Source organism: Streptomyces sp. NPDC056373, assembly GCF_042262425.1.
Classification (GTDB): Bacteria; Actinomycetota; Actinomycetes; order Streptomycetales; family Streptomycetaceae; genus Streptomyces.
Window position 1 is genome coordinate 383,432 of sequence record NZ_JBHJPX010000005.1, and the last position, 24,150, is coordinate 407,581.

Consider the following 24,150-nt stretch of genomic DNA (forward strand, 5'->3'; position numbering starts at 1 on the left):
TCGGCACCCACCACGTGGTGTCAAAGCGAACGCCGCATCCCCTGGTGCGGAATGCCCGCCTCCCTGTACTCGGGCCCATAGGGCTCGTACCCGAGCCGCTCGTAGAAGCCCAGTGCGTGCGTCTGCGCGTGCAGGTCCACGGCAGCGAGCCCTCGCGCGCGAGCCGCGTCCTCGATGGCCCGCACCAGGGCGGCGCCGACACCGAGTCCGCGCGCCGGGCCCGCCACTGCGAGCCTGCCGAGGGAACCCACGGAGGGGTCCCCGCCGGTCTGCGCGACGGCCGCCTCCCCGTGCAGCAGCCGCCCCGTCCCGAGCGGCACGCCGTCCTCACGGACCGCCAGCACATGGATGGCGCCGGCGTCGTACGCGTCGTACTCGAGGTCCTCCGGCACGCCCTGCTCGCCGACGAAGACCTCCTTGCGCACCGCGAAGCACGCCTCGCGGTCTGCCGGGTCCTCGGCGATCCGCACCACGTACGGGGTGCTCACGCGTAAGTCTCCTCGCGGACCTGGTCCAGGGCCTTCTGCAGGTCCTCCGGGTAGTCGCAGGAGAACTCCACCCACTGCCCGTCCCCGGGGTGTTCGAAGCCGAGCCGCACCGCGTGCAGCCACTGCCGGGTCAGGCCGAGGCGCTTGGCGAGCGTCGGGTCGGCGCCGTAGGTGAGGTCGCCGACGCAGGGGTGCCGGTGTGCTGCCATGTGGACGCGGATCTGGTGCGTGCGGCCGGTCTCCAGCTTCACATCGAGCAGGGAGGCCGCGCGGAACGCCTCCATGAGGTCGTAGTGCGTGACGGACGGCTTGCCCTCGGCGGTGACGGCCCACTTGTAGTCGTGCTGGGGGTGCCGGCCGATGGGCGCGTCGATGGTGCCGCTGGTCGGGTCGGGGTGGCCCTGGACGAGCGTGTGGTACCGCTTGTCGACCGTGCGCTCCTTGAACTGGCGCTTGAGCGAGGTGTACGCCCGCTCCGACTTCGCCACGACCATCAGCCCCGAGGTGCCCACGTCGAGCCGGTGCACGATGCCCTGGCGCTCGGCGGCGCCGGAGGTCGAGATGCGGTACCCGGCGGCGGCGAGCCCGCCGATCACGGTCGTCCCGGTCCAGCCCGGGCTGGGATGCGCGGCGACACCGACCGGCTTGACGATCACGACCACGTCGTCGTCGTCGTGCACGATCTCCATGCCCTCGACCGGCTCGGCGACGATCTGCACCGGCGCGGGCGCCTGCGGCATCTCGACCTCCAGCCAGGCACCGCCGTGCACGCGCTCCGACTTGCCGACCACCGACCCGTCGACCGTGACCTTCCCCGCGGCGGCGAGCTCGGCCGCCTTGGTACGGGAGAAGCCGAACATGCGGGAGATGGCGGCGTCGACGCGCTCGCCCTCCAGGCCGTCGGGCACGGGCAGGGTACGGATCTCGGGAATCGTGCTCACCCGTCGAGTATGCCGGACGGCCACGACGGGGCCGTACGCGCGCTCAGTCCTTGTGGACGGTCCCGTCCGGGTCGAGACCGCGGAAGGACAGCAGCACGATCAGGATGCCACCGCACACGATCGCCGAGTCGGCCAGGTTGAAGACGGCGAAGTGCTTGGGCGCGATGAAGTCCACGACCGCACCCTCGAAGACGCCCGGTGCCCGGAAGATCCGGTCGGTGAGGTTGCCCAGCGCACCGCCGAGCAGCAGGCCGAGCGCGATCGCCCAGGGCAGGCTGTAGAGCTTGCGGGCGAGGCGCGCGATCACCACGATCACCGCTGCCGCGATCATGGTGAAGATCACGGTGAAGGCCTCGCCGAAGCCGAAGGCCGCGCCCGCGTTGCGGATCGCCTCGAACTTCAGCCAGTCCCCGACGATCTCGATGGGCGGGTGGTGCTCCAGCTTGGCGACCACGATCAACTTGCTGATCAGGTCGATCGCGTAGGCGAAGGCGGCGACGGCGAACAGCACCGCGATCCGGCGCCTGCCCCGGGGCCGCTCGGCGGTGGCCTCCGGCTCGCCGGTACCGGACGTTCCCGACCCGGCCGCCGGGTCGGTGCCGGGCCGCCCGGCGGGGGTGCCCTCGGCGTCGGGCCGCTCCTCGCCGCCCCCGGCCGCGTCCGGTGTGTCCGGCGTACCGATGATGCGCTCCGCCTCTGCCACGTGAGTCCCTCAACCTAGGTGCCGACTGAGGACGAGGGTACGACACGCCCCGCGCGTCCCACGTGCTCAGGAGGCATTCGGCTGCCGGTCAGTACCGGCGCTCCTGCTTCTGCTTGCACTCAACGCAGAGCGTGGCCCGCGGGAAGGCCTGCATCCGGGCCTTGCCGATGGGGTTGCCGCAGTTCTCGCACAGGCCGTAGGTGCCCGCGTGCAGGCGTTCCAGGGCGCGCTCGGTCTGGAGGAGCATCTCGCGCGCGTTGGCGGCCAGGGCCAGCTCGTGCTCACGGGTGATGTTCTTGGTGCCGGTGTCCGCCTGGTCGTCGCCCGCGCCGTCCCCGGAGTCCCGCATCAGGCCCGCGAGGGACCGCTCCGACGACGTGATCTCCTCACGCAGCCGGGTCTCCTCGGAGGTCAGCTCGGACCGCGCCTCCTCGACCTCCTCCGCCGTCCAGGGGTCCTCGCCGGGGCGTACCGCGAGCTCGCCGGGCTCCGCCGCGGCGACCCGTGCCTTGGGGACGGCGGTCTTCGCCGCCGTGGCCGGGCCAGGAGTCTTCTTCGCAACCACCGTCGTCGCTCCCGTCTGCTGCGCGGCCTCGGCCGCACCAGCCTTCTTGGCCGTGCTGGTCGCGGCCGTGTCCTGTGTGACCGCGCCGGTCCGGGCAGCGCCCTTCCCGGCCGCGCTCTTCGTGGTGGTGCTCTTGCCCCCGGCGACCTGCTCGCCCGCGGCCTTGTCGACGGCGGACTTCTTGGCGGCGGCCTTCCTCCCGGCCGCCTTGGCGCCTGCCGCCTTCCCGGTGCCGGTCGATTCACCGGCCGCCTTCGTACCCCCGGCCCTGCCCGCCGCCTTCCCTGCGGTGGTCTTCTCGGCCGAGGCCTTCTTCGCGCCCCCGGCCGCCCTCGCGGCGACCGGCTTCCTCCCTGCTGTCTTCTTCCCCGCCGTCTTCTTCCCCGCCGCCGTCTTGGCCACTGCCGTTCCGGCCGGTGCCTTCCTGGTCGCGGCTTGCGGAGCCACCGCTTCACCTGCCACGGCCTTCCCCGCCGTCGCCTTCGTCCCGGTCGCCTTCGTCCCGGTCGCCTTCGTCCCGGTCGCCCTCGTCCCCTCGGCCGCCTTCCCCGCGTCCTGCTTCGCCGCCCGCCCTGCCGCCCGCCCCGCCGAGCGCCCCTGCGTGGACTTCTTCCCGCCCACGTCCTTCGCAGCGCCGCCGGAGGCCTTCGCGGACCTCCCGGACGCCGGCTGCTGTACGGCGGTCTTCTTCGCCACCATGGCCGCGGCCCCTTCACATATTGTGATCTTGCTCGCGAATCGTGCTGGGACGATAAATCGACTCGAGTCCCGCGGCAACGGGGCACACCGCTCGATTCGCCCGCCTCGCGCACGCCGCGCGGCGAACATGCATCCGTTGTGCCCAGCTCCCCGCCCGGTAATCCGCCGAGCCGGACGTCCCAGGATCCGAACACCTATACCGTGTTATTCGGGTCATCAAACCCATATCGCACCCCACGCGGCACCCCGTCCCCGGCCGCCCCGAAAACCGGTCGGCCGCTGTCCGCGCGGCGCCGTACACTGGGCGGAGCGAAAAGCGTGGATGGGGACGAGTAGCGGCGTACGCAGCCCAGAGCGACCCGGGGACGGTGGAAGCCCGGGGGCGAGCGCGACGTGAAGATCACCCCGGAGCCGCCGGAAGAAAGCCGGAGCCAGTGAGCGACGGCCGGTAGACCCGGCATCGCGACCCCAATGAGGGGGCTCGCCGGCGCACACCCCGTGCCGGAGGGCCAAGGAGGGTGGTACCGCGGGAGCGCGCCGAAGGCGGCGCAGGCAGACGTAGCTCTCGTCCCTCCGGACGGAAGGCAGCAAGTCCGCCGGAGGAAGCCCGCTGATGACATCGCCGACGTACCGCCAGGTGCCCGCACAGGTCGACCTGCCCGCCCTCGAGCACGCCGTGCTCGACTTCTGGCGCGAGCAGAAGATCTTCGCCAAGAGCCTGGAGCAGTCCGAGGGCCGCCCCGAGTGGGTGTTCTACGAGGGCCCGCCCACCGCCAACGGCATGCCCGGTGCCCACCACATCGAGGCGCGCGTCTTCAAGGACGTCTTCCCCCGCTTCCGGACCATGCGCGGCTACCACGTCGCCCGCAAGGCCGGCTGGGACTGCCACGGCCTCCCGGTCGAGCTCGCCGTCGAGAAGGAGCTCGGCTTCTCCGGCAAGCAGGACATCGAGGCGTACGGCATCGCCGAGTTCAACGCGAAGTGCCGCGAGTCGGTGACCCGGCACACGGACGCCTTCGAAGAGCTCACGACCCGCATGGGCTACTGGACCGACCTCCAGGACCCGTACCGCACGATGGACCCCGAGTACATCGAGTCGGTCTGGTGGTCGCTGAAGGAGATCTTCGACAAGGGCCTGCTGGTCCAGGACCACCGCGTCGCCCCCTGGTGCCCCCGCTGCGGCACGGGCCTGTCCGACCACGAGCTGGCGCAGGGCTACGAGACGGTCGTCGACCCGTCGGTCTTCGTCCGCTTCCCGCTCACCTCCGGCCCGCTCGCCGACGAGGCCGCCCTCCTGGTGTGGACGACGACCCCGTGGACCCTGGTGTCCAACACCGCCGTCGCCGCGCACCCCGAGGTCACCTACGTCGTCGCGACGAACGGTGAGGAGAAGCTGGTCGTCGCCGAGCCGCTCGTCGCCAAGGCCCTCGGCGAGGGCTGGGAGGCCACCGGCCGGTCCTTCACCGGCGCCGAGATGGAGCGCTGGACGTACCAGCGCCCCTTCGAGCTGGTGGAGTTCCCGAGCGTCAGCGAGGGAACCAATGGTCACAGCCCCGGGGCGGCCCACTTCGTGGTCAACGCCGAGTACGTCACCACCGAGGACGGCACGGGTCTGGTCCACCAGTCCCCCGCCTTCGGTGAGGACGACCTCAAGGTCTGCCGCGCCTACGGCCTTCCGGTCGTGAACCCGGTCCGCCCGGACGGCACCTTCGAGGAGGACGTCCCCCTCGTCGGCGGCGTCTTCTTCAAGAAGGCCGACGAGAAGCTCACCGAGGACCTCGACAGCCGCGGCCTGCTCTTCAAGCACATCCCCTACGAGCACAGCTACCCGCACTGCTGGCGCTGCCACACCGCGCTCCTCTACTACGCGCAGCCCTCCTGGTACATCCGCACCACGGAGCTCAAGGACCGCCTCCTCGCGGAGAACGAGAGCACCAACTGGTTCCCGGAGACGGTCAAGCACGGCCGGTACGGCGACTGGCTGGACAACAACATCGACTGGGCGCTGTCCCGCAACCGCTACTGGGGCACCCCACTGCCCATCTGGCGCTGCGAGGACGACCACCTCACCTGCGCCGGATCCCTCGCGGAGCTGTCCGAGCTGACCGGCACCGACCAGTCGGGCCTGGACCCGCACCGCCCGTTCATCGACGAGGTCACCTTCGCCTGCCCGCAGGGCGGCTGCGGCAAGACGGCCACGCGCGTGCCCGAGGTGATCGACGCCTGGTACGACTCGGGCTCGATGCCGTTCGCGCAGTGGGGCTACCCGTACAAGAACAAGGAACTGTTCGAGGCCCGCTACCCGGCACAGTTCATCTGCGAGGCCATCGACCAGACCCGCGGCTGGTTCTACACGCTGATGGCCGTCGGCACGCTCGTCTTCGACAAGTCCTCGTACGAGAACGTGGTCTGCCTCGGGCACATCCTGGCCGAGGACGGCCGCAAGATGTCCAAGCACCTGGGCAACACCCTGGAACCGATCCCGCTGATGGACCGGCACGGCGCCGACGCGGTCCGCTGGTTCATGGCGGCCGGCGGCTCCCCGTGGGCGGCCCGCCGCGTGGGCCACGGCACGATCCAGGAGGTCGTCCGCAAGACGCTCCTGACGTACTGGAACACGGTCGCCTTCCAGGCCCTCTACGCCCGTACGACAGGCTGGGCCCCCTCCGGGGCCGACCCGGCGCCGGCCGACCGCCCGGTCCTGGACCGCTGGCTGCTGTCCGAACTGCACGCGCTCACCGACCAGGTCACCCAGGCACTGGACGCCTACGACACCCAGCGCGCCGGCAAGCTGCTGTCCGCGTTCGTCGACGACCTGTCCAACTGGTACGTGCGCCGCTCCCGTCGCCGCTTCTGGCAGGGCGACAAGGCGGCCCTGCGCACCCTGCACGAGGTCGTCGAGACGGTCACGCAGCTGATGGCGCCGCTGACCCCGTTCATCGCCGAGCGGGTCTGGCAGGACCTGATCGTCCCGGTCACCCCGGGCGCGCCCGAGTCGGTCCACCTGTCGTCCTGGCCGGAGGCGGACCTCGGCGCCATCGACCCGGAGCTGTCGAAGCAGATGGTGCTGGTGCGCCGACTGGTGGAACTGGGCCGTGCCACGCGTGCGGAGTCGGGCGTCAAGACACGTCAGCCGCTGTCCCGCGCGCTGATCGCGGCGACGGGCTTCGACGCGCTGGGCTCCGAACTGCGCACGCAGATCACGGAGGAGCTGAACGTCGAGTCCCTGGCGACGCTGAGCGAGGTCGGCGGCAGCCTGGTCGACACCACGGCGAAGGCCAACTTCCGCGCGCTGGGCAAGCGGTTCGGCAAGCGCGTCCAGGACGTGGCCAAGGCCGTCGCGAACGCGGACGCGGCCGCCCTGTCCCTGGCCCTGCGCGAGAGCACGGCGTCGGTCGAGGTCGACGGCGAGACGATCACGCTCGCTCCCGATGAGGTCATCATCACGGAGACGCCCCGCGAGGGCTGGTCCGTGGCCTCCGACTCGGGTGCGACGGTCGCCCTGGACCTGGAGATCACCGAGGAGCTGCGCCGGGCCGGCCTGGCACGGGACGCGATCCGCCTGATCCAGGAGGCCCGCAAGAACAGCGGTCTCGACGTGGCCGACCGCATCGCGCTGCGCTGGACGGCGACCGACCCGGCCGTCACCGAGGCCCTGGCCGAGCACGCCGGCCTGATCGCCGACGAGGTCCTGGCAACGGACTTCGCCCAGGGCGAGCCGGACGACTCCTACGGCGAGCCCTTCACCGACGAGGGCCTGTCCCTGACCTTCCGCCTGCGCAAGGCCTAGCACTCAGGCCGAACAGCCCGAAGGCCCGGGCCCGCCGAAGATCTTGGCGGGCCCGGGCCTTCGGCGTTGCGTACGCACGAACACCGGTGCGCGGTGCCGAACGCACGGAGCACAAAAGGGCGAGGCCCCGGGTGGGAACCCGGGGCCTCGCCCTGAACGCTGCCGACGTCTATGCCGTACTACTGGCCATCAGGCCGTCAGTTGTCATCCTCGTCGATCAGGAAGCCCCGCATCGGCGACGGCGCCTGACCCATCGGGGACGGGCCCTGCGGACGGACCGGCGCCATCGGCTGGGTCATCGCCGGCGACATCTGCTGCTGACCGCCATAGGACGGACCGGACGGCGAGGGTGCGCCGCCCATCGTCTGGTTGCCACCGCCGTAGGACGGGGCACTCGCGCCGGCCGGAGCCATGGAAGGCGCCGGGGACGGCGGGAGGGACGCGGCCGCCGGAGTACGCGGCGGGGCCAGCGAGTCGTCGGCCTGGGTCTCCAGCTGGCGCAGCTGCGACTCCAGGTACGACTTCAGGCGCGTGCGGTACTCGCGCTCGAAGCCGCGCAGGTCCTCGACCTTGCGCTCCAGCGTGGCGCGGGCGGACTCCAGGGAGCCCATCGCGACGCGGTGCTTCTCCTGCGCGTCCCGCTCCAGGGCGTCGGCCTTGGCACGGGCGTCACGCTCCAGACCCTCGGCACGCGAACGCGCCTCGCCGACGATCTTGTTGGCCTCGGAACGAGCCTCGGCGATCGCCTGGTCGGCGGTCTGCTGGGCCAGCGAGAGGACACGGGCGGCACTGTCGCCACCGGGGCCTTGCTGACCGGGGCCGCCCATCGGGCCACCCATCGGGCCGGGGCCGCCCATCGGGCCGCCCATCTGCTGCTGCATCGGGGGCTGGCCCATCGGACCCGGACCCTGGCCCATCGGACCGGGACCCTGGGGTCCACCCTGACCGCCGGGACCGGCGGGCAGCTGCGGGGCACCGCTCGGCAGCTGGGGCGGACCACCCATGGGGCCACCCATCTGCTGCTGCGGCGGGCCCGATATGCCGGCGGGGACAGGACCACCCGGACCGCGCATGCCCTGCTGCTGTTGCTGCTGATCCTGCTGCGGCTCCGGCGGCTTGCGCATGTTCTGCTGGTTCTGCGCAGCAGCGCGCGTGGCCGCGGCCAGTTTGGCGCGCAGGTCCTCGTTCTCGCGGAGCAGGCGGGTCAGTTCGGCTTCGACCTCATCGAGGAAGGCATCGACCTCGTCCTCGTCATAGCCTTCTCGGAGGCGGACGGTCGTGAACTGCTTGTTCCGCACGTCCTCGGGGGTCAACGGCATCTCTTCACCTCAACGTAGTCGTCGGCATTCGGCAAGACCGTAACTGTCACATCGCTCACATCGCGTTCCGCACGAGTGTGATCAGGATGTAGACGATGATCATCAGTACGAAGAAGGACAGGTCTAGCGCCACGCCCCCGAGACGCAGCGGCGGAATGACCCGCCGCAGAAGCTTGAGCGGTGGATCGGTGACAGTGTAGGTGGCCTCCAGAACGACCACCATCGCCTTGCCGGGTTGCCATGAGCGGGCGAACTGGAAGACATAGTCCATGACCAGTCGGAAGATCAGCACGATGAGAAAGCACATCAGCGCGATGTAGACGACATCCAAAACCACGCTCATGACCTCGTGCTTCCCTCTCCCCTGTGCCCTGCTCGGTACTGCTGTTCCGGTGGTGCGTCTCAGCTCTGGTTGAAGAACCCGCCCTCTGCGATGCGGGCCTTGTCCTCCGCCGTGACATCGACGTTAGCAGGCGACAACAGGAACACCTTCTGCGTCACCCGCTCGATACTGCCGTGAAGACCAAACACCAGACCTGCCGCAAAGTCGACAAGTCGCTTCGCATCTGTGTCGTCCATCTCAGTCAGATTCATGATCACCGGAGTGCCTTCACGGAAGTGTTCCCCGATGGTACGGGCCTCGTTGTAGGTCCGTGGGTGAAGCGTGGTGATCCGGTAAGGCTCTCGTTCGGACACGACCTTGGGCATGATCACCGGTGCGTTCTTCTCCAGACTTGCGCGTTCTTGTGTGATGGACGCCACGGGCGCGATGCGCGCCGGGCGACTGGATTCCGCGGGTAGCGAAGCGGAGCGGGCGGCCGGTTCGCGAGGCGCGGGCGGCTGCACGACTCGTACCTCTTCGTCCCTTTGGGGCTGATGTGAGACGTGCGGCTGATGGGACGGCTCGTGCCGTCGGTGGTCCCGCTCGGGCTCCGGGTCCAGTTCGGGTTCGAAGTCGTCGTCGGGGTCGAATCCGCGGCCGTCGTACCCATCGTCCTCCACGAGGCCGAGGTAGACCGCCATCTTGCGCATCGCGCCGGCCATGCTCTGAGTCCTCCGCTCTGTGGTGGATCGGCTGACGACTGCCAAGTGCCCGCGATCCACGTGGTCCTTGAATCCGCCTTTCGGCGGCAATGACCATATTTTCTGCTGTGGTCCGACTTCTTGGCGACGTTACCCGAGCCTGGGGCGGACTCCGAGTACCGCGCTGCCGACGCGCACATGTGTCGCTCCGGCCGCCACGGCCTGTTCGAGGTCCGTACTCATCCCTGCCGAGACCATGGTGGCAGCCGGATGACTCGTGCGCAGGTCGGTCGACAAAACCACCAGCCGCTCGAAGGCCTCCAGTTCGCGCCCGGCGTACTCGCCGGTGAGCGGCGCGACGGTCATCAGTCCGTCGAGCCGGAGCCCCGGTGCGCCGGCCACGAGGTCGGCCAACTCCCCGATCCCGCCGGGCGCGACACCGCCCCGCTCGCCGCGGGCGCTCTCACCGGCGTCGAGTGCGACCTGGAGGAGGCACCCCAGCTCCCGCCCGGTCCGGACGGCCTCCTTCGACAGAGCTGTGACGAGCTTGGGACGATCGACCGACTGCACGAAATTCGCGTAACCGACCACCGAACGCACCTTGTTGGTCTGGAGCTGACCCACGAAGTGCCAGGTGAGGGACAGATCCGAGCAGGCGGCGGCCTTGGGGGCCGCGTCCTGGTCGCGGTTCTCCGCGACGTGCCGCACACCGAGGTCCGCGAGGATCCGTACGTCGCTCGCGGGGTAGGTCTTGGTGACCACGATCAGGGTCACCTCGTCGCGTGCCCGCCCCGCGGCAGCGCACGCGTCCGCGATGCGCCGCTCCACTCTCGCCAGATTCGCGGCGAGTTCGTCCTTACGGTCCGTCATGTCCACTCAGTCCAGCCACACATAACCCGCGAGCCGACCCGTGGTGCGGTCGCGGCGGTACGAGAAGTGATCGTGCGACTCCAGCGTGCACACCGGCGACTGCTCCCGGTCGCGCACCCCGAGCCGTTCCAGCTGGGCGTGCACTCCGGCGCTCACGTCGACCGCCGGTGTGCCCCAACCGGTCTCGGCGTACGCCGCCGGCTCGACGGCGGACACCTCGGCGCGCATCGCCTCGGGCACTTCGTAACACCGGCCACAGACGGTGGGCCCGGTGCGGGCGACGATGCGGGAGGGCTCGGCACCCAGTTCCGTCATCGCGCGCAGGGCGGCCGGGACGACTCCGGCGATCATGCCGGGCCGGCCCGCGTGGGCCGCGGCGACGATTCCGGCCACGGGGTCGGCGAGCAGCACCGGCACGCAGTCTGCGGTGAGCACGGCGAGGGCGAGCCCCCGGCGCGTCGTGACGATCGCGTCGACCGACGAGATCTCGGCCGACGGTCCCCACGGCCCGTCCACCACCGCCACGTCGGCCCCGTGCACCTGGTTCATCCAGACGACCCGGTCCGGCTCGACACCCAGGTGCTTGGCGGCCAGGTCCCGGTTGGTGCGTACGGCGTCGGGGTCGTCACCGACCGCTCCGCCGAGGTTGAGCTCCTCATACGGAGCGGCGCTCACCCCGCCCCACCGGTCGGTGAAGCCGAAGTGCGCGCCGCTCGCGCTCTCGCGCTGTCCTATCACGACTGAAGGATCACTTGAGGAAGTCCGGTACGTCCAGTTCCTCGGCCGCGCTGTCCGAGTAGGTCCGCGGCGCCGGCGGCACCGGCGGGGCGACCGGGATGTCCTCGACCGGCTTCGGAGCGGGCTCCGGGTCCTCCTTCGGGGTCACACTGCCGAGCGATCCGAAGGACGGGCGGCTCTCGGTGTGCCGTGCCGGGGCCGGCTCCTCGCGCTGGGCCGAGGACGAGCCGAGGACGTTGTCCCGCTTGGCGGGCGGCTGGCCGCCGTCGAAGCCGGCCGCGATCACGGTGACCCGCACCTCGTCACCGAGGGCGTCGTCGATCACCGCGCCGAAGATGATGTTGGCCTCGGGGTGCGCGGCCTCGCTCACCAGCTGGGCGGCCTCGTTGATCTCGAACAGGCCGAGGTCGGAGCCGCCGGAGATGGAGAGCAGGACACCGCGGGCGCCGTCGATGGACGCCTCCAGCAGCGGCGAGGAGATCGCCATCTCGGCGGCGGCCACCGCGCGGTCGTCGCCGCGGGCCGAGCCGATGCCCATGAGGGCCGAGCCGGCCTCGGACATGACCGACTTGACGTCGGCGAAGTCGAGGTTGATGAGGCCGGGGGTGGTGATGAGGTCGGTGATGCCCTGGACACCGGAGAGCAGGACCTGGTCGGCCGACTTGAAGGCGTCCAGCACCGAGACCTGGCGGTCCGAGATGGACAGCAGCCGGTCGTTCGGGATGACGATGAGGGTGTCGACCTCTTCGCGGAGTTCGGCGATGCCGTCCTCGGCCTGGTTCGCGCGGCGCCGCCCCTCGAAGGTGAACGGGCGCGTGACCACACCGATGGTGAGGGCACCGAGCTTGCGGGCGATGTTGGCCACGACGGGCGCGCCGCCGGTGCCGGTGCCGCCGCCTTCACCGGCTGTCACGAAGACCATGTCGGCCCCCTTGAGGACCTCCTCGATCTCCTCGCGGTGGTCCTCGGCGGCCTTGCGGCCCACGTCCGGGTTGGCTCCGGCGCCGAGTCCGCGGGTGAGTTCACGGCCGACGTCCAGCTTGACGTCGGCGTCGCTCATCAACAGAGCTTGCGCGTCGGTGTTGATGGCGATGAACTCGACGCCCTTGAGACCGACCTCGATCATCCGGTTGATGGCATTGACACCACCGCCGCCGACACCGATGACTTTGATGACTGCGAGGTAGTTCTGCGGTGCTGCCACGTCGAAGGCCTCTCGCCTCGAGTTACGTGTCGCCGGATCAGCGTGACGCCCTGCGCCCCGCGACCCGACGACTGATGCCGAATGGGACGGTCCGTATCGCCGACCCGAACCCTAACCCTGAAGTTTAGGGTTACCAGTGTGTCCGTTCCTTGGAGTCTTCTGAACAGGACACTAAGTCGACAAGTGGCGCGCGTTCAACGAACACGCCGAACCTCCCGTTTTTCTTTTCACCCTATGTGATCAGCCGTAGCACTGCCCAACCAGGGTGCTGGCCTGCGCGGATGTGCGTCAACTCCCTGATGACGCGGGAGCGGTGGGCACACTCACGTCGAAGTACCCCGCACCGGGCGAGGCTTTCATCAGAGCGGTGAGCGTACGGGCCTTCGCGGCGCCCTTCTCGCTGCTTCCCCAGACGACCGTGCGGCCGTCCCGCAACTCCAGCGAGATGGCGTCGTAGGAACGGACCTTGACGGTTTGCGTCTCGCGTGCGACGGCGGCCGGGAGCGCGCGGGCGACACCGACGGCCTCGCGCACCAGCCTGGGCTCGCCGAAGCGGCGCAGGCTCGCGGCGGCGGATCCGGACCGGGCGAGCGTCAATTCCAGCGCCGGGACGCCTTTCGGGGCCTCGGAAACCGTGGCGTAGCGGACACCGTCGTCGTCCACTTCGACGAACTTTCCGCCCTTTTGGACAATCAGAACCGGAGTCCGCTCAACCACTTTCAGGTCGATTCCATGAGGCCAGGAGCGGACCGCGTCAACCGAGTCAATTCGGGGCAATTTTCGGCGCAGTCGCGTCTCGATCGCATCGGTGTCGACCGAAATCAGCGGCTTGCCGAACGGAACATCGGCCGCCGCTTCGACCTGAGCCGGCGTCAGGACCCGGGTCCCGGAGACCGAGACATGCTCGGCGCGCAGCCAGTCGGAGCCGTAGAACAGCCAGACGGTCGGGATGCCGAGGAAGACCAGGGCGAGGCCCAGGAGGACGAGTGCGCGCAGCCGGGCGCGCCTGGACCGCAGGCGGGGCGGCGGGCCGGACGACTCCTGCTGGCGTTCACCGCGTTCGGCGGTGGTCGATCCGGCCACGCTCCCCTGCCTTCCGTCATACAGTCCTATCGGTGTGCACGACTGGCGGCGATCGCCTCGTACACCATGCCGACGAGCAGGTCGTCGGCGTCCCGGCGGCCGAACTCGGCGGCGCTGCGGGACATCTGGTACAGCCGGTGCGGGTCGGCGAGCACGGGCAGGACGTTCTGCTGGACCCACTCGGGAGTCAGCTCCGCGTCGTCGACCAGCAGTCCGCCACCGGCCTTGACCACCGGCTGGGCGTTGAGCCGCTGTTCGCCGTTGCCGATGGGCAGCGGGACGTAGGCGGCCGGGAGCCCGACGGCGGAGAGTTCGGCGACGGTCATCGCGCCCGCGCGGCAGAGCATCATGTCGGCCGCGGCGTACGCGAGGTCCATCCGGTCCAGGTAACTTACCGGGACATAGGGGGGCATCCCCGGCATCTGCTGGACGTGCGGCAGTTCATTCTTCGGGCCGACCGCGTGCAGGATCTGGATACCGGCCTGCTGGAGCCAGGGCGCGACCTGCTGGACGACCTCGTTCAGGCGGCGGGCGCCCTGGGAGCCACCGGTGACCAGCAGCGTGGGCAGGTTCGGGTCGAGCCCGAACGCGGCCCGGGCCTCCGGGCGTACGGCGGCCCGGTCCAGGGTGGCGATGGAGCGGCGCAGCGGGATGCCGATGTAGCGGGCGCCCCGCAGCTTGCTGTCGGGCGTGGAGACGGCGACCTGGCTGGCGTAGCGCGAGCCGATCTTGTTGGCCAGGCCCGGGCGGGCGTTGGCCTCGTGGATCACGATCGGCACGCCCAGGCGCTTGGCCGCGAGGTAGCCGGGCAGGGCGACGTAGCCGCCGAAGCCGACCACGGCGTCCGCCCTGGTGCGCTCCAGGATCTGCTCGGTCGCCTTGATGGTGCCGCGCAGCCGGCCGGGCACCGTGATCAGCTCGGGGGTGGGCTTGCGCGGCAGTGGAACGGCGGGGATCAGCGCGAGTTCGTACCCGCGCTCGGGTACGAGACGGGTCTCGAGGCCGCGCTCCGTGCCCAGGGCCGTGATGCCCACGCTCGGGTCCTGCCTGCGCAGGGCGTCCGCGAGGGCGAGCGCGGGCTCGATGTGGCCCGCGGTTCCTCCGCCGGCGAGTACGACATGCACCGAAATTCACCGCTCTCCGGACGAGCGCGCCGCCGAGGCACGCCGTCGCATCGTGTTCCATCTCCGGGGACTCCGACCGGAACCGGTGCCCCCCGCCCCCCGCTTTCTACCAAAGCGGGGTTGCCGCATCGCAAGCGCCATCCGCGCAGCGGGGTCCTGACGCGCGAAGGCGATCAGCAGCCCGATGGCGAACATGGTCGGCAGCAGGGCGGATCCCCCGTAGGAGAACAGCGGGAGGGGGACGCCGGCGATCGGCAGCAGACCGAGCACCGCACCGATGTTGATCACGGCCTGGGCCGTGATCCAGGTGGTCACGCCTCCCGCGGCATACCTGACGAAGGGGTCCTCCGTGCGTCCGGCCACGCGGATACCCGCATAGCCTAGAGCCGCGAAGAGGGCGAGTACCGACAGCGTCCCCGCCAGGCCCAGTTCCTCACCGGTGACGGCGAAGATGAAGTCGGTGTGGGCTTCGGGGAGTTGGCCCCATTTCTCCACACTGGCGCCCAGACCGGAACCGAAGATTCCGCCGGAGGCCAGGGCGTAGATCCCGTGCACGGCCTGCCAGCAGTCGACGGGCCCCGACTGGGGTTCGGTGGCGCCCAGGCACTGCAGGCGGGCCATGCGGTTGGGGCTGGTCTTGATGAGGATCAGGCCGAGCACGGCGGCGATCGACAGCACCCCGGCGAACAGCCGCGTGGGGGCGCCGGCCAGCCAGAGCAGGCCGAACAGGATGGCCGTGAGGATGATGGCGGTGCCCATGTCGCCGCCGATCATGATCAGACCGAGCAGCATGAAGGCGGCCGGCACCAGGGGCACGAGCATGTGCTTCCACTGGTTGAGCAGCCTCTTGTCCTGCTTGCGGGCGAGCAGGTCGGCGCCCCACAGCACCAGGGCGAGCTTGCCGAACTCGCTGGGCTGGATCTGGAAGGAGCCGCCGAGGGAGATCCAGTTCTGGTTGCCGTTGACCGACACCCCTATCCCCGGGACCTGTACCAGGGCCATGAGGAAGACGGCGCCCGCGAGGATGGGGTAGGCGAGCGCCCGGTGGAGTCTCACCGGCATCCGCGAGGCCGCGAACAGCAGTCCGGTGCCGATGCCCGCCGCGAGCAGCTGCTTGCGGAAGAAGTACGAACCCGGCAGCGACATCTGCAGTGCGGTGATCTGGGAGGCCGAGTAGACCATCACCAGCCCCAGCACGGTGATCAGCAGACTGCCCCCGAGGATCAGGTAGTAGGCGGTCAGCGGCCGGTCCCAGCCCTTGCGGGCGCGGGTGTAGAGGCCGAGGACGCCGTTCTCACGCGCGGGCCGTGGCGCGACGGGGCGTTTGGGGGCACGGGGGGTCGGCGGCCGTCCGGTGCGGCTGGTGGGCATCGCGGCTCACCCTGCCGTACCGGAGGGGGACGGTGCGCGGTGCACGCCCCCAGGCCGCTCGGGCACCAGCCACATCCGTGTCACGCGTCCCTCCCAGGTACGCCCGGCGCCGCCGCCGGGCGAGGCGGACCCGGGTCAGCCGTCGGCGGAGCCGAGCTCACGGACGGCGTCCGCGAAGGCGTCCCCGCGCTTGTTGTAGTTGGCGAACATGTCCATGGAGGCACAGGCCGGAGCCAGCAGCACCGTGTCACCCGGCGACGCGAGTTTCCGCGCCTCCTGGACCGCCGCGCGCATCGCCCCAGTGTCGGTCCGGTCGAGGTCGACGACGGGTACCTCCGGGGCGTGTCGCGCCAGGGCTTCGCGGATGAGCGCCCGGTCCGCGCCGATCAGTACGGCGGCCCGCAGCCGCTTCGCCGACTTGGCGACCAGCTCGTCGAAGGTGGCGCCCTTCGCGAGCCCGCCGGCGATCCACACGATCGGTTCGTACGCCGCCAACGAGGCTTCCGCGGCATGGGTGTTGGTCGCCTTGGAGTCGTCGATGTACGCGACGCCGTCCACGTCCGCGACGTGCGCGATGCGGTGCGCGTCCGGGGTGAACGCCCGCAGGCCGTCCCGTACGGCCTTGGCGGGCACGCCGTAGGCGCGGGCGAGGGCCGCGGCCGCGAGGGCGTTGGCGATGTTGTGCGGGGCCGGCGGGTTGACGTCGGCGACCTCGGCGAGCTCCTGGGCGTTCTTCTGCCGGTTCTCGACGAAGGCCCGGTCGACCAGGATGCCCTCCACCACGCCGAGTTGGGAGGGCGCGGGCGTACCGAGGGTGAAGCCGACGGCGCGGCAGCCCTCCTCGACGTCGGCCCCGCGGACCAGGTCCTCGGTGGCCTTGTCGGCGACGTTGTAGACGCAGGCGACGCGGTTGCCCTCGTAGATGCGGCCCTTGTCGGCGGCGTACGCCTCCATGGAGCCGTGCCAGTCGAGGTGGTCGGGGGCGAGGTTCAGCACGGCGGCCGAGTGGGCGCGAAGAGAGGGCGCCCAATGGAGCTGGTAGCTGGACAGTTCCACGGCCAGGACGTCGTACCGCTCCTCGCCGAGCACCGCGTCCAGCAGGGAGACACCGATGTTGCCGACGGCCGCGGTGCGCAGGCCCGCCGCCCTCAGGATCGACGCCAGCATCTGGACGGTGGTGGTCTTGCCGTTGGTGCCGGTGACGGCGAGCCAGTCGGCGGCGTCGGGGCCGCGCAGGCGCCAGGCCAGTTCGACGTCGCCCCAGACCGGGACGCCCGCCTGCTCCGCCGCCGCGAACAGCGGCTTGTCAGGCTGCCAGCCGGGCGCGGTGACGATCAGGTCGGTGCCCTCCGGCAGAGTCTCTCCGTCGCCGAGGCGCACGGTGACGCCGAGCGCCTCCAGGTCGGCCGCCTGCGCCCGCGCGCGCTCGTCGGCGCCGTCGTTGACGACCGTGACGATCGCGCCGAGGCCGTGCAGCACCTTGGCCGCCGGGACTCCGGAGACGCCGAGCCCGGCGACGGTGACGTGCTTGCCCTGGAATTCGAAGGGCTCCGAGGAGGTCACTTGTCCGCTGCCCATCCCGCGTAGAAGAGGCCGAGTCCGACGATGACACAAATGCCCTGAATGATCCAGAAGCGGACCACGACGAGCACTTCGGACCAGCCCTTGAGTTCGAAGTGGTGCTGAAGTGGCGCCATCCGGAAGACGCGCTTGCCGGTGAGCTTGAAGGAGCCGACCTGGATGACCACCGACATGGTGATCAGGACGAACAGGCCGCCGAGGAGGGCGATCAGCAGCTCGGTGCGCGAGCAGATGGCGAGGCCGGCGAGCACACCGCCGAGCGCGAGCGAACCGGTGTCGCCCATGAAGATCTTGGCCGGCGAGGTGTTCCACCACAGGAAGCCGAGACACGCGCCCATCAGCGCGGAGGCCACCACCGCGAGGTCGAGGGGATCACGCACCTCGTAGCAGGCGCCCGGGTTGGTCAGCGTCTTCGCGTTGGCGCAGGACTCCTGGAACTGCCAGACGCCGATGAAGGTGTAGGCGCCGAAGACCAGGACCGAGGCGCCGGTGGCCAGGCCGTCCAGACCGTCGGTCAGGTTCACGCCGTTCGACATGGCGAGGATCATGAACAGCGCCCAGACCACGAACAGCACCGGGCCGATCGTCCAGCCGAAGTCCGTGATGAAGGACAGCTTCGTGGAGGCCGGGGTGTTGCCGCGGTTGTCCGCGAACTGCAGCGACAGCACGGCGAAGCTGATGCCGACGATCAGCTGGCCGGCCATCTTCGCCTTGGCCCGCAGACCGAGCGAACGCCGCTTGACGATCTTGATGTAGTCGTCGAGGAAGCCGACCAGGCCCATGCCGACCATCAGGCCCAGCACCAGCAGGCCCGAGAAGGTCGGCGCCGCGTCGACGTCCGGGTCCAGATAGCCCGTGATCACCTTGGCCAGGAAGTACGCGGCGACCGTGGCCAGGATGAAGGCGATGCCGCCCATGGTCGGCGTACCGCGCTTGCTGGCGTGCTCGCGCGGGCCGTCGTCGCGGATGTACTGGCCGTAGCCCTTGCGGGCGAGCAGCTTGATCAGCAGCGGGGTTCCGACCAGTGTCAGGAACAGGCCAATGACTCCTGCGAACAGGATCTGCTTCATCATCGGGCGGAAACCTCACCCTCGGCACCGGTCTCGACGAGCGCCTGCGCCACGCTCTCCAGACCGACCGAACGGGACGCCTTCACGAGTACGACGTCCCCCGGGCGCAGCTCGCTGCGCAACAGGTCGACCGCCGCCTGTGCGTCGGACACGTGCACCGACTCCTCACCCCACGAACCCTCGTTATATGCGCCCAGTTGCAGCCAGGCGGCTTCCCTGCCACCGACCGCGACGAGCTTGCTGACGTTGAGCCGGACGGCGAGCCGCCCGACCGCGTCGTGCTCGGCGAGAGCCTCGTCCCCGAGCTCGGCCATCTTGCCGAGCACCGCCCACGTACGACGCCCCTTGCCCATGGCCGCGAGCGCGCGCAGCGCGGCCTTCATCGACTCGGGGTTCGCGTTGTAGGCGTCGTTGACGACCGTCACGCCGTCCGGGCGCTCGGTGACCTCCATCCGCCAGCGGGAGAGGGAGCCCGCCTCGGAGAGCGCCACGGCGATCTCGTCAGCGGACATGCCCAACTCGTGGGCGACGGCGGCCGCGGCGAGCGCGTTCGACACGTGGTGCTCACCGTACAGGCGCATGGTCACATCGCTTGCACCGGAGGGTGTGTGAAGCCTGAACGAAGGCTGTCCGGTGTCCGTGAGTCGCACGTTCTCGGCGGAGACGTCCGCTTCGCCGGACTCTCCGAAATAGACCACCTTCGCCTTCGTACGGGAGGCCATGGCCCGTACGTAGGGATCGTCCGCGTTGAGGATCGCGGTGCCGCCCTCGGCCTCGGAGGGCAGGGCCTCGACGAGTTCGCCCTTGGCCTGCGCGATCTGCTCGCGGCCGCCGAACTCGCCGATGTGGGCGCTGCCCACGTTGAGGACGAGACCGACCTTCGGGGGTGTCAGGCCGGCGAGGTAGCGGATGTGCCCGATGCCGCGGGCGCCCATCTCCAGCACGAGGAACTTCGTCTCCTCGGTGGCGCTGAGCGCGGTCAGGGGCAGTCCGATCTCGTTGTTGAGCGAGCCGGGCGTGAAGACCGTCGGCGCCTTGCGCCGCAGCACCTGCGCGATGAGGTCCTTGGTGCTGGTCTTGCCGGCCGAGCCGGTGAGGGCGACGAGGGTCGCGCCGAGCCGCCGTACGACGTGCCGGGCGAGGGCGCCGAGGGCGCTCTGGACGTCGTCCACGACGATGGCGGGGACGCCGACGGGCCGGGTGCCGAGCACGGCCACCGCTCCCGCCTCGACGACCGCCGCCGCGAAGTCGTGGCCGTCCACGCGTTCCCCGGCGAAGGCCACGAACAGGCTGCCCGGCCCCGCCTCCCGGGAGTCCCGGACCACCGGGCCGGTGACCTGGACGGACGGATCCGGTATGTCGTGCGTCTGCCCGCCGACGACTTCTGCGATCTCGGCGAGGGAGAGGGCGATCACAAGTTCATCCCCTGGGTCTTCTGGATTTTCATCCCTGGGTCTTCTGGATGGCTTCGCGGAGCACCTGGCGGTCGTCGAAGGGACGGACCACCCCGGCGATGTCCTGGCCCTGCTCGTGGCCCTTGCCCGCGACCAGCACGGTGTCGCCGGGCTCGGCGCGGGCCACGGCGGCGGCGATCGCCGCGGCCCGGTCCTCGAAGACCTGCACCTCGCCGCGCTCGTGCGCGGGCACGGACGCCGCGCCCTGGAGCATCGTGGCGAGGATCGCGAGGGGGTCCTCGCCGCGAGGGTTGTCGGAGGTCAGTACGGCGGTGTCGGCGAGCCGCGCCGCGGCGGCGCCCATGGGCTCGCGCTTGGTCCTGTCCCGGTCGCCACCGCAGCCGAGGACGATGTGCAGCCTGCCCTCGGTGACCTTGCGCAGGGCGCGCAGCACGGACTCGACGGCGTCGGTCTTGTGGGCGTAGTCGACGACCGCGAGGTAGGGCTGCCCGGCGTCCACGCGCTCCAGGCGGCCCGGGACGCCCGGGACGGCGGCGACACCGTCGGCGGCGGCCTGCGGGTCGAGGCCGGCGACGGCGAGGGCGACGATGGCGGCCAGGGTGTTGGCCACGTTGAAGGGACCCGGCAGCGGCGACTTGGCGCTGATCCGCTCGCCCTTCGGACCGACGACGGTGAACGTCGAGTCCAGCCGGCCGACCTCGACGTCCTCGGCGCGCCAGTCGGCGTCGGGGTGGCCCTCGGCGGAGTAGGTGACGACCGGGACGGTGGCCTCGTTCGCCAGCCGGCGGCCGTATTCGTCGTCGACGTTGACCACGCCGAGTTTGCCGCGTTCCGGCGTGAACAGCTGCGCCTTGGCCTGGAAGTAGTCCTCCATGCCCGAGTGGAACTCCATGTGTTCCGGGCTGAGGTTGGTGAAGACGCCGATGTCGAAGACGCAGCCGTCGACCCGGCCGAGGACCAGGGCGTGGCTGGAGACCTCCATGGCGACCGCGTCCACACCGCGTTCGCGCATGACGGCGAACAGGGCCTGGAGGTCGGTGGCTTCGGGGGTGGTGCGCTCGGACTTGATGCGCTCGTCGCCGATGCGCATCTCGACCGTGCCGATCAGGCCGGTGGACCGAACCGTCTTCAGGCCGCCTTCGACGAGGTAGGCGGTGGTGGTCTTGCCGGAGGTGCCGGTGATGCCGATCTGGAGCAGGTCCCGGCCGGGGTGGCCGTAGATCGTGGCGGCCAGCTCGCCCATCTGTGCGCGCGGGTCGTCGACGACCAGGACCGGCAGGCCGGACGCGGCGGCGCGCTCGGCGCCCGTCGGGTCGGTCAGCACGGCGGCGGCACCGAGACCCGCGGCCTGGTTGACGAAGTCGGCGCCGTGCACCCGGGCCCCCGGGAGGGCGGCGTACAGGTCGCCGGGACGCACGGCACGCGAGTCGTGGGTGATGCCCGTGACCTCGGCGGCGCTCTCCGGCGCGGTGGCACCCAGCTGACCGGCGAGTTCCGCGAGGGGTGTGGCGGAGACCTGAACCGGCCTGGGCGGCCCGGGGTATGTCACGGGATGGCCCTTCTGGGTGGTTTGGGACTGATCAGCGTGTGGCACGGCGGTGAGCGTACCGGGCGTACCCGCCTCCGGGCGAAGTGAGGGGCCGGTGCTGCTCCGGTTGCCGGGGTCGGGGGTGATCGTTGTCACGGAGGCGGTCCTGGTGGCTCGGTGGGGCTGAGTGCTGATCAGGGCGGGTCGGCCCTGGTCACTGTTTGAAGGAGACGGGCAGCTTCGCGGCCTTGGCGCCGGTCGGCGGGACCTGGAGGGACTTCAGTGCGAACTCCATGACCTTCTTGTAGACGGGTCCGCAGATCTGCCCGCCGAAGTAGCTGCCCCGGGTTGCGTTCTGGATGGCGCAGTAGACGGTGATGCGGGGCTTGTCGGCGGGCGCGAACCCGGCGAACGAGGAGGTGTAGCCGTGGTACTTGCCGGTGGCCGGATCCACTCGGTTGGCGGTACCCGTCTTGCCCGCGACGCGGTAGCCGGGGATGCGTGCCTTGGTGCCGGTGCCCTCCTCGTCGTCCACGACGGACTCCAGCATGTGGGCGAGGGTCTTCGCCGTCGCTTCGCTGACGACCCGGCTCTTCTCGGGCTTCGGGGCGGGCGTGAACTGGCCGTCGGGGCCTCTGGTGCCGCTCACGAGGGTGGGCTGGACGCGGACGCCGCCGTTGGCGATGGTCGAGTACACCGAGGCCGCCTGCATGGCGTTGATGGAGACGCCCTGGCCGAAAGGGATCGTGTACTGCTGCGAGGTCGACCACTTGCCGGGCGGGGCGAGGATGCCCTTGGTCTCGCCGGGGAAGCCGAGCCCGGTGTAGCTGCCGAGGCCGAACCTGCGCAGATAGTCGTAGAGGACCTGGTTGGCCTGGGCCTGGGTCTTTCCGAGCTGCCCGGTGGCGAGGATCGTGCCGATGTTGCTGGACTTGGCGAGGACGCCGTTGAGCGTGAGGTACCAGGTCGGGTGGTCGATGTCGTCCTTGAAGAGCCGGTCGCCGCGGTGCAGCCGGTTGGGCACGACCACATGGGTCCCGGGCGTGGCCACCTTCTGCTGGAGGACGGCCGCCATCGACATGACCTTGGCGGTGGACCCGGGCTCGAAGGCGTCCTGGACGGCGGCGTTGCCCAGGGCGGCCGGGTCGGCGTCGGACAGGTCGTTCGGGTCGAAGCCGGGCGAGTTGGCCATGGCCAGGACCTGCCCGGTGCGGGTGTCCTGGACGATGACGTAGCCGCGGTCGGCCGCGGACTCCTTCACCTGCTCGCTGATGGCGTTCTGGGCGGCCCACTGGATGTCGCGGTCGATGGTGAGCTCGACGTCGCTGCCGGGGACGGCGGGTGTCTCGGTGGAGCCCGCGGTGGGCACGAGACGGCCGCCGGACTGGGCGTAGCGGATCTTGCCGTCCTTGCCGGCGAGCTGCTTGTTCAGCTGCAGTTCGATGCCGCCGCCGGGCTTGCCCTCGCTGTTGACCCAGCCCAGTATCCCGGCGGCCAGGTCGCCGCCGGGGTACACGCGCTTGCTGGTGGCGACGGAGAAGACGCCGGCCAGGACGTTGGGCGAGGACTTGTCGGTCTCGGCCTTCTCGGCGAGTGCGGACTTCAGGTCCTTGATCTGCTTCCAGACCTGCGGGGTCCGGCGGGAGGCCAGCTTGACGTAGCGCAGGGCGGTGTTCTTCGGCCGCAGCTTCTTGACCAGGTCCTCCTGCTCCTGGCCGAGGATCGGGGCCAGGAGTGCGGCCGCCTGCTCGGGGCCGTCCGCGATCTTCAGCATGCCGGGGGCGAACATCGTGGGGTCGGCGGTGATGTCGTAGGCGTCCTCGCTGGTCGCGAGGGCCACACCGGACCGGTCGGTGATCTCGCCCCGGTCCGCGGCCAGCACCTGCCCGACGTACCGGTTCTGCTCGGCCTTGGCGGCGTACGTGCTCGCGTCGACGGCCTGCACCTGGAACAGCCGTACGACGAAGGCGGCCAGGACCAGGGTCAGCGCGAGCCCCACCAGCCGCAGGCGGGGGCGGGGGCTGCCCAGCCGCAGCGGCTTGGACACCGCGGGGCGCCCCTGTCCCGGGCGGGGCCGGGCCGGACGGGCCCCGGGGGCGGGGCGGCGCCGGGCGTCGGGACGGGCGGGCCTTGCGGGGCCGGGCACGCGGCGGCGCGGCGGTTGCCTGTCGGACACTTCCGTCACCTGCCGGGGGTCGGGGCGAGGCCGTTGGGCATGGCCTCGGGAGCGAGGACCAGAGGGGTGTGCGCGGCGGGCTGCCGGACGCCGGGAGCGGCGCTGGGGACGCCCTTGACGGTGCCGTCGGGGTCGAGGAAGGCGGGGTCGCCGCCGGGCACCATGCCGAGCTCGCGGGCGCGGCGCTGCAGGGCGTCGGGCGCGGAGTAGGCGTCGATGTCCCGTTGGAGGGCCTGCTCCTCGTCGGTGAGGTTCTTGGTTCCGCGCTGGAGGTCGTCCAGCTGGAACGCGCCCTCACTGAGGGCCGAGTTCAGCACCAGGAGGCAGATGAGACCGCCGCCGAGGAGGAGGACGACCAGGAGGACGAAAGGCGTGCGGGCCGCCTGCCCGGGGCCGGTCGGCAGGAGCCGGGCGAGCCGGGCCGCCCTCCCCTTCAGTTCGGGTTTGCCGCTCACGCACGCT

20 protein-coding genes are annotated in these 24,150 nt (G+C 70.7%); 1 reads left to right on the forward strand and 19 read right to left on the reverse strand.

What is annotated here, in order from left to right:
- Window positions 1-20 precede the first annotated feature (20 nt).
- The 4 genes from ACFCXS_RS13190 to ACFCXS_RS13205 form a co-directional block, all read right to left on the reverse strand.
- Window positions 21-488, reverse strand: a complete 468-nt coding sequence (locus ACFCXS_RS13190; RefSeq protein WP_376643343.1) for a GNAT family N-acetyltransferase — start codon at window positions 486-488, stop codon at window positions 21-23.
- A complete protein-coding gene (locus tag ACFCXS_RS13195) occupies window positions 485-1,429 on the reverse strand; it encodes an RluA family pseudouridine synthase (RefSeq protein ID WP_376643344.1) in 945 nt (314 codons plus the stop codon). The genes ACFCXS_RS13190 and ACFCXS_RS13195 overlap by 4 nt, the downstream gene beginning before the upstream one ends.
- A gap of 43 nt (window positions 1,430-1,472) precedes the next feature.
- Window positions 1,473-2,132 (reverse strand): signal peptidase II, encoded by a 660-nt coding sequence (lspA, locus tag ACFCXS_RS13200; protein ID WP_376643345.1) that lies wholly within the window; start codon window positions 2,130-2,132, stop codon window positions 1,473-1,475.
- Window positions 2,133-2,220: 88 nt separating this feature from the next.
- A complete protein-coding gene (locus ACFCXS_RS13205; RefSeq protein WP_376643346.1) occupies window positions 2,221-3,396 on the reverse strand; it encodes a TraR/DksA C4-type zinc finger protein in 1,176 nt (391 codons plus the stop codon).
- A gap of 613 nt (window positions 3,397-4,009) precedes the next feature.
- Here ACFCXS_RS13205 and ileS point away from each other — a divergent pair.
- Window positions 4,010-7,186: an isoleucine--tRNA ligase gene (gene ileS / locus ACFCXS_RS13210; RefSeq protein WP_376643347.1), complete on the forward strand. Its 3,177-nt coding sequence runs from the start codon at window positions 4,010-4,012 to the stop codon at window positions 7,184-7,186.
- A gap of 197 nt (window positions 7,187-7,383) precedes the next feature.
- Here the strand turns inward: ileS and ACFCXS_RS13215 are convergent, their stop codons facing one another.
- The 15 genes from ACFCXS_RS13215 to ACFCXS_RS13285 form a co-directional block, all read right to left on the reverse strand.
- Window positions 7,384-8,505, reverse strand: a complete 1,122-nt coding sequence (locus ACFCXS_RS13215; RefSeq protein WP_104779359.1) for a DivIVA domain-containing protein — start codon at window positions 8,503-8,505, stop codon at window positions 7,384-7,386.
- Between the two features lie 55 nt (window positions 8,506-8,560).
- Entirely contained in the window at window positions 8,561-8,848 is a 288-nt protein-coding gene (locus tag ACFCXS_RS13220; RefSeq protein ID WP_062926337.1) for a YggT family protein, read from the reverse strand.
- Between the two features lie 59 nt (window positions 8,849-8,907).
- The gene (locus tag ACFCXS_RS13225; RefSeq protein ID WP_102907744.1) at window positions 8,908-9,549 is read right to left on the reverse strand and encodes a cell division protein SepF; all 642 of its coding nucleotides are present in this window, start codon (window positions 9,547-9,549) and stop codon (window positions 8,908-8,910) included.
- 129 nt (window positions 9,550-9,678) lie between these two features.
- Entirely contained in the window at window positions 9,679-10,398 is a 720-nt protein-coding gene (locus ACFCXS_RS13230; protein ID WP_376643348.1) for a YggS family pyridoxal phosphate-dependent enzyme, read from the reverse strand.
- A 6-nt stretch (window positions 10,399-10,404) separates the two neighbouring features.
- Entirely contained in the window at window positions 10,405-11,136 is a 732-nt protein-coding gene (gene pgeF, locus ACFCXS_RS13235; RefSeq protein ID WP_376643349.1) for a peptidoglycan editing factor PgeF, read from the reverse strand.
- Window positions 11,137-11,146: 10 nt separating this feature from the next.
- The gene (gene ftsZ, locus ACFCXS_RS13240) at window positions 11,147-12,340 is read right to left on the reverse strand and encodes a cell division protein FtsZ (protein WP_376643350.1); all 1,194 of its coding nucleotides are present in this window, start codon (window positions 12,338-12,340) and stop codon (window positions 11,147-11,149) included.
- Between the two features lie 288 nt (window positions 12,341-12,628).
- A complete protein-coding gene (locus ACFCXS_RS13245; RefSeq protein WP_376643351.1) occupies window positions 12,629-13,423 on the reverse strand; it encodes a cell division protein FtsQ/DivIB in 795 nt (264 codons plus the stop codon).
- 26 nt (window positions 13,424-13,449) lie between these two features.
- Window positions 13,450-14,547: an undecaprenyldiphospho-muramoylpentapeptide beta-N-acetylglucosaminyltransferase gene (murG, locus tag ACFCXS_RS13250; RefSeq protein WP_376643352.1), complete on the reverse strand. Its 1,098-nt coding sequence runs from the start codon at window positions 14,545-14,547 to the stop codon at window positions 13,450-13,452.
- A gap of 6 nt (window positions 14,548-14,553) precedes the next feature.
- Window positions 14,554-15,918, reverse strand: coding sequence for a putative lipid II flippase FtsW (gene ftsW, locus ACFCXS_RS13255; RefSeq protein ID WP_376643353.1), 1,365 nt, complete (start codon window positions 15,916-15,918; stop codon window positions 14,554-14,556).
- 135 nt (window positions 15,919-16,053) lie between these two features.
- On the reverse strand, window positions 16,054-17,496 hold the full coding sequence (murD, locus tag ACFCXS_RS13260; RefSeq protein WP_376643354.1) for a UDP-N-acetylmuramoyl-L-alanine--D-glutamate ligase: 1,443 nt from the start codon (window positions 17,494-17,496) through the stop codon (window positions 16,054-16,056).
- Entirely contained in the window at window positions 17,478-18,569 is a 1,092-nt protein-coding gene (mraY, locus tag ACFCXS_RS13265; protein WP_376643413.1) for a phospho-N-acetylmuramoyl-pentapeptide-transferase, read from the reverse strand. The genes murD and mraY overlap by 19 nt, the downstream gene beginning before the upstream one ends.
- Window positions 18,569-19,984: a UDP-N-acetylmuramoyl-tripeptide--D-alanyl-D-alanine ligase gene (murF, locus tag ACFCXS_RS13270; protein ID WP_376643355.1), complete on the reverse strand. Its 1,416-nt coding sequence runs from the start codon at window positions 19,982-19,984 to the stop codon at window positions 18,569-18,571. Before murF ends, mraY begins: the two co-directional genes overlap by 1 nt.
- A 28-nt stretch (window positions 19,985-20,012) precedes the next feature.
- On the reverse strand, window positions 20,013-21,533 hold the full coding sequence (locus tag ACFCXS_RS13275; protein WP_376643356.1) for a UDP-N-acetylmuramoyl-L-alanyl-D-glutamate--2,6-diaminopimelate ligase: 1,521 nt from the start codon (window positions 21,531-21,533) through the stop codon (window positions 20,013-20,015).
- Between the two features lie 193 nt (window positions 21,534-21,726).
- A complete protein-coding gene (locus ACFCXS_RS13280; RefSeq protein WP_376643357.1) occupies window positions 21,727-23,688 on the reverse strand; it encodes a peptidoglycan D,D-transpeptidase FtsI family protein in 1,962 nt (653 codons plus the stop codon).
- A 5-nt stretch (window positions 23,689-23,693) separates the two neighbouring features.
- A complete protein-coding gene (locus tag ACFCXS_RS13285) occupies window positions 23,694-24,143 on the reverse strand; it encodes a septum formation initiator family protein (RefSeq protein ID WP_376643358.1) in 450 nt (149 codons plus the stop codon).
- Between the last annotated feature and the right edge of the window lie 7 nt (window positions 24,144-24,150).